Source organism: Streptomyces ossamyceticus (assembly GCF_001418475.1).
GTDB lineage: Bacteria > Actinomycetota > Actinomycetes > Streptomycetales > Streptomycetaceae > Streptomyces > Streptomyces ossamyceticus.
Map to the genome: position 1 here is coordinate 1 of NZ_LIQX01000697.1, position 3852 is coordinate 3852.

The following is a 3852-nucleotide window of genomic DNA, read 5'->3' on the forward strand; positions in this document are numbered from 1 at the left end:
GCGCGGGGAACTGCGCGAGCGACCACCCACAAGCCGCAGCCGCCCGATCACTGCGCCCCCCGAACTCTTCGGCCACCCCCATACATAAGGAGCCTCTTCATGCATCTCGACCATGACCATCTCCATGACGGTCCCTCCGCGGTGAGCGCGGACGCGTGTCGGCCCGACGGCCGTCGGCGCGCCCTGCGGATCGGTCTCGGCGGACCCGTGGGGTCCGGGAAGACGGCCACCGTCGCCGCGCTGTGCCGTGCGCTGCGGGACGAGCTCGCCCTGGCCGTCGTGACCAACGACATCTACACGCGCGAGGACGCCGAGTTCCTGCTGCGTGAGGCCGTGCTGCCGCCCGAGCGGATCACGGCCGTGGAGACGGGCGCGTGCCCGCACACCGCGATCCGGGACGACATCTCGGCGAACCTGGAGGCCGTCGAGGACCTGGAGGACGAGGTCGGCCCGCTCGATCTCGTCCTCGTCGAGTCCGGCGGCGACAACCTCACCGCGACGTTCTCCAAGGGCCTCGTGGACGCCCAGATCTTCGTGATCGACGTGGCCGGCGGTGACGACATCCCGCGCAAGGGCGGCCCCGGCGTCACCACCGCCGATCTGCTCGTGGTCAACAAGACGGATCTCGCGCCGTACGTCGGGTCGGACCTCGGCCGGATGGCCGCCGACGCGAAGGCGCAGCGCGCCGAACTGCCGGTCGTGTTCCAGTCGCTGAGGAGCGAGGCCGGTGTCACCGACGTCGCCGCCTGGGTACGGGAACGGCTCGCGGCGTGGACCGCGTGACGGCGGCGGGAGGCGCCGGGCCACGAGGTACGAGCGCGACGAGGCTGGGTGACGCGGGTCCCGCCGGTGCGCCCGCCATGAGTACGACCGGTGTCCGCGCCACCGCGCGGCTCGCCGCCCGTGCCGACGGGCGCGGCGGTACCGCTCTGCCCGTGCTGGAGAGCCATGGGCCGCTCGCGCTGCGGCGCACCCGGGGCAGCGGTGACGAGGCCCGGGTCATGCTCGTCGGCGCCATGAGCGGCCCGCTCGGGGGCGACCGTCTCGCCGTGGAGGCAGAGGTCGGTGAGGGCGCCCGGCTGCACCTGGGGTCCGCGGCGGCGACCATCGCGCTGCCGGGGCAGGGCAAGGACGGGGCCCGCTACGACGTACGGGTCCGGGTCGCGGCAGGGGGCGAACTGCGGTGGCTGCCCGAGCAGTTGATCTCGGCCCGGGGCAGTGACCTGCGGGTGTCGACCGCACTGGATCTCGCGTCCGGTGCCCGGCTCGTGTTCCGGGAGGAGCAGGTGCTGGGGCGGGCCGGGGAGGAACCGGGGCGGTTGAGCAGTCGGCTCACGGTGCGGCTGGACGGGCGGGCGCTGCTCGACCAGGAGGTGTCGTGCGGGCCCGGCGCACCCGGCGGCTGGGACGGTCCCGCTGTGCTGGGCGGATACCGTGCGCTCGGGCAACTCGTCGTCGTGCGACCGGAGTTCGCGGAGCGGGCACCCGCACCCCGGGTGCTGGGTGAGTCGGCCGCGCTCACTCCGTTGGCCGGGCCCGCCGTTCTCGTCAGTGCCCTGGCGCCCGACGCGCTGCTGCTGCGGCGGGTGCTGGACGAGGCGTTGGCCGGGCTCGACGGCTGACCCGCGGCCCGCTCAACGGAACGTTCCTCACCGGTTATCGGATTAGTAAAGAACGTTCCGTCCCCCTGTTCCCCGATGCCTCACAGGTACGAGGATCCCCGTGACCATTCGAAACTTCACAACGATGTACGGGGAGTTCCCTCTTGAGAGGTATGAGGCCGACGAGAAGGGCGGCAGCGTTCGGCTCCGCCGGACTGCTCGTCACGGCGACCCTGATAGCCGGCGCCGTCACCGCCCCCGTGGCCAACGCCGCGGTCGGCGGCGGTGGCAAGGACCTGGAGGCCAAGGGTGTCGCTGTCGCCGCCGCCAAGGCGGCGAAGAAGGGCGTCACATGGCAGGACTGCCCCGAGGCATGGGGTCTGGAGAAGCCCATCCAGTGCGGCTGGGTCACCGTGCCGCTGAACTACGCCAAGCCGAACGGCAAGCAGATCAAGCTCGCCGTCGACCGCATCGGCAACACGGGCACGAAGGAGGAGCGCCAGGGCGCCCTCGTCTACAACCCGGGCGGCCCCGGCGGCTCGGGTCTGCGCTTCCCGCGCCGGGTCACCACCAAGAACCCGCTGTGGGCGAACGTCTCCAAGGCGTACGACTTCGTGGGCTTCGACCCCCGAGGTGTCGGCAAGTCGGCGCCCATCTCCTGTGTCGACCCGCAGGAGTTCGTGAAGGCGCCCAAGATGGACCCGGTGCCCGACACCGAGGCCGACAAGCGCAAGCAGCGTAAGCTCGCCGCCGCCTACGCGGCCGGCTGCAAGAAGCGCAGCGGCGCGATGCTGCCGTACATGACCACGGCGAACACCGTGCGTGACCTGGACGTCATCCGGGCCGCCCTCGGGGAGAAGAAGCTCAACTTCCTCGGCGTCTCGTACGGCACCTACCTCGGCGCGGTCTACGGCACCCTCTTCCCGACCCACGTACGCCGCCTGGTCGTCGACAGCGTGGTGAACCCCTCGCGCGAGAAGATCTGGTACCAGGCCAACCTGGACCAGGACGTCGCCTTCGAGGGCCGCTGGAAGGACTGGACGAAGTGGGTCGCGCAGAACGACGCGACGTACCACCTCGGTGACACCCGCGCCAAGGTGCAGGCGAAGTGGCTTGAGCTGCGCGCCACCGCGAAGAAGAACCCGATCGGCGGGCTCGTCGGCCCGGCCGAGCTGATCTCCTTCTTCCAGAGCGCCCCGTACTACGACTCCGCGTGGGCGCCCACCGCGCAGGTGTGGAGCAAGTACGCCGCCGGTGACACCCAGGCGCTGGTCGACGCGGCCGCCCCGGACCTGAGCGACACCGCGGGCAACGCCGCGTCGGAGAACAGCAACGCCGTCTACACCGCGGTCGAGTGCACCGACGCCAAGTGGCCCACCAGCTGGAAGACGTGGGACCGCGACAACACCCGGCTGCACAAGAACTACCCGTTCATGACCTGGGCCAACGCCTGGATGAACCTGCCGTGCGCGACCTGGCCGTCGAAGCAGTACACGCCGGTGGAGGTCAAGACGAAGAAGGGCCTGCCGCCCGTTCTCATCGTCCAGTCCGAGCATGACGCGGCCACCCCGTACGAGGGTGCCGTCGAGCTGCACAAGCGGTTCAAGGGCTCGCGTCTGATCACGGAGACGAAGGCCGGCTCCCACGGAGTCACCGGCCTGGTCAACGCGTGTGTCAACGAGCGCGTGGACGCCTACCTGCTCACCGGCAAGGTGGGCAGGACCGACGTGAAGTGCGCTCCGCACGCCACGCCGGCACCGTAGGGAACTGAGTGAGTGAGGGGCGGCCGGGCCTACCGGTCGCCCCTCACGTATGTACCCGGGTGCATACCCGGGTACGACCACTCAGGGGCTCACGGCCGGTGTTCCGCCAGCCAGGCGTCCTCCGCCGCGTAGTCGAAGAGGTCGCCGTACGTCGCGGCCATCCTGGGGTACGCCTCCCGCCAGTCCCGGCCGCCCGCCAGCCGGCTCTCGATCCACGCGACCGTCTCCGGCAGGGTCTCCGCGTACCGGGCCACCGGGCGGTAGCCCACCTCCCGCTCGGCCGCCGACATGGCGCACACCACGTCCGTGGGCACCGACCACGGCGTGTCGCCCACGGTGGGGGAGGGGGCGGGCCCCTCGACGAGCACGTCCTGCGCCGCGACGCCCATGACGACGTCGATCGCGGCGGCGATCTCCGCGACCGTGGGCGCGTCGGGGTCGACCGCGTTGAGCGCCCGGGAACCCGGCCGGGCGCTCAACGCGGTCGA

General features: G+C 71.5%; 3 protein-coding genes and 1 pseudogene. 3 read left to right on the forward strand and 1 reads right to left on the reverse strand.

From position 1 onward, the window contains the following. Nucleotides 1-99: 99 nt before the first annotated feature. The 3 genes from ureG to AOK15_RS36870 all read left to right on the forward strand — a co-directional run bounded on the left by ureG (nucleotide 100) and on the right by AOK15_RS36870 (nucleotide 3364). Complete coding sequence (ureG, locus tag AOK15_RS36860) at nucleotides 100-783, forward strand: urease accessory protein UreG (RefSeq protein WP_055522964.1); 684 nt, start codon at nucleotides 100-102, stop codon at nucleotides 781-783. 77 nt (nucleotides 784-860) lie between these two features. Further along, nucleotides 861-1622, forward strand: a complete 762-nt coding sequence (locus AOK15_RS36865) for an urease accessory protein UreD (RefSeq protein WP_055522966.1) — start codon at nucleotides 861-863, stop codon at nucleotides 1620-1622. 152 nt (nucleotides 1623-1774) lie between these two features. Further along, the gene (locus AOK15_RS36870; protein ID WP_055522968.1) at nucleotides 1775-3364 is read left to right on the forward strand and encodes an alpha/beta hydrolase; all 1590 of its coding nucleotides are present in this window, start codon (nucleotides 1775-1777) and stop codon (nucleotides 3362-3364) included. Between the two features lie 89 nt (nucleotides 3365-3453). Here AOK15_RS36870 and AOK15_RS36875 read toward each other — a convergent pair. Further along, nucleotides 3454-3852: pseudogene (locus AOK15_RS36875) on the reverse strand (NAD(P)-dependent oxidoreductase); the annotation flags it as partial.

Excerpts from the sequence above, each read along its gene's own strand:
- ureG (WP_055522964.1), top strand. The coding sequence starts at position 100 with ATGCATCTCGACCATGACCATCTCCATGACGGTCCCTCCGCGGTGAGC.
- AOK15_RS36865 (WP_055522966.1), top strand. The coding sequence starts at position 861 with ATGAGTACGACCGGTGTCCGCGCCACCGCGCGGCTCGCCGCCCGTGCC.
- AOK15_RS36870 (WP_055522968.1), top strand. The coding sequence starts at position 1,775 with ATGAGGCCGACGAGAAGGGCGGCAGCGTTCGGCTCCGCCGGACTGCTC.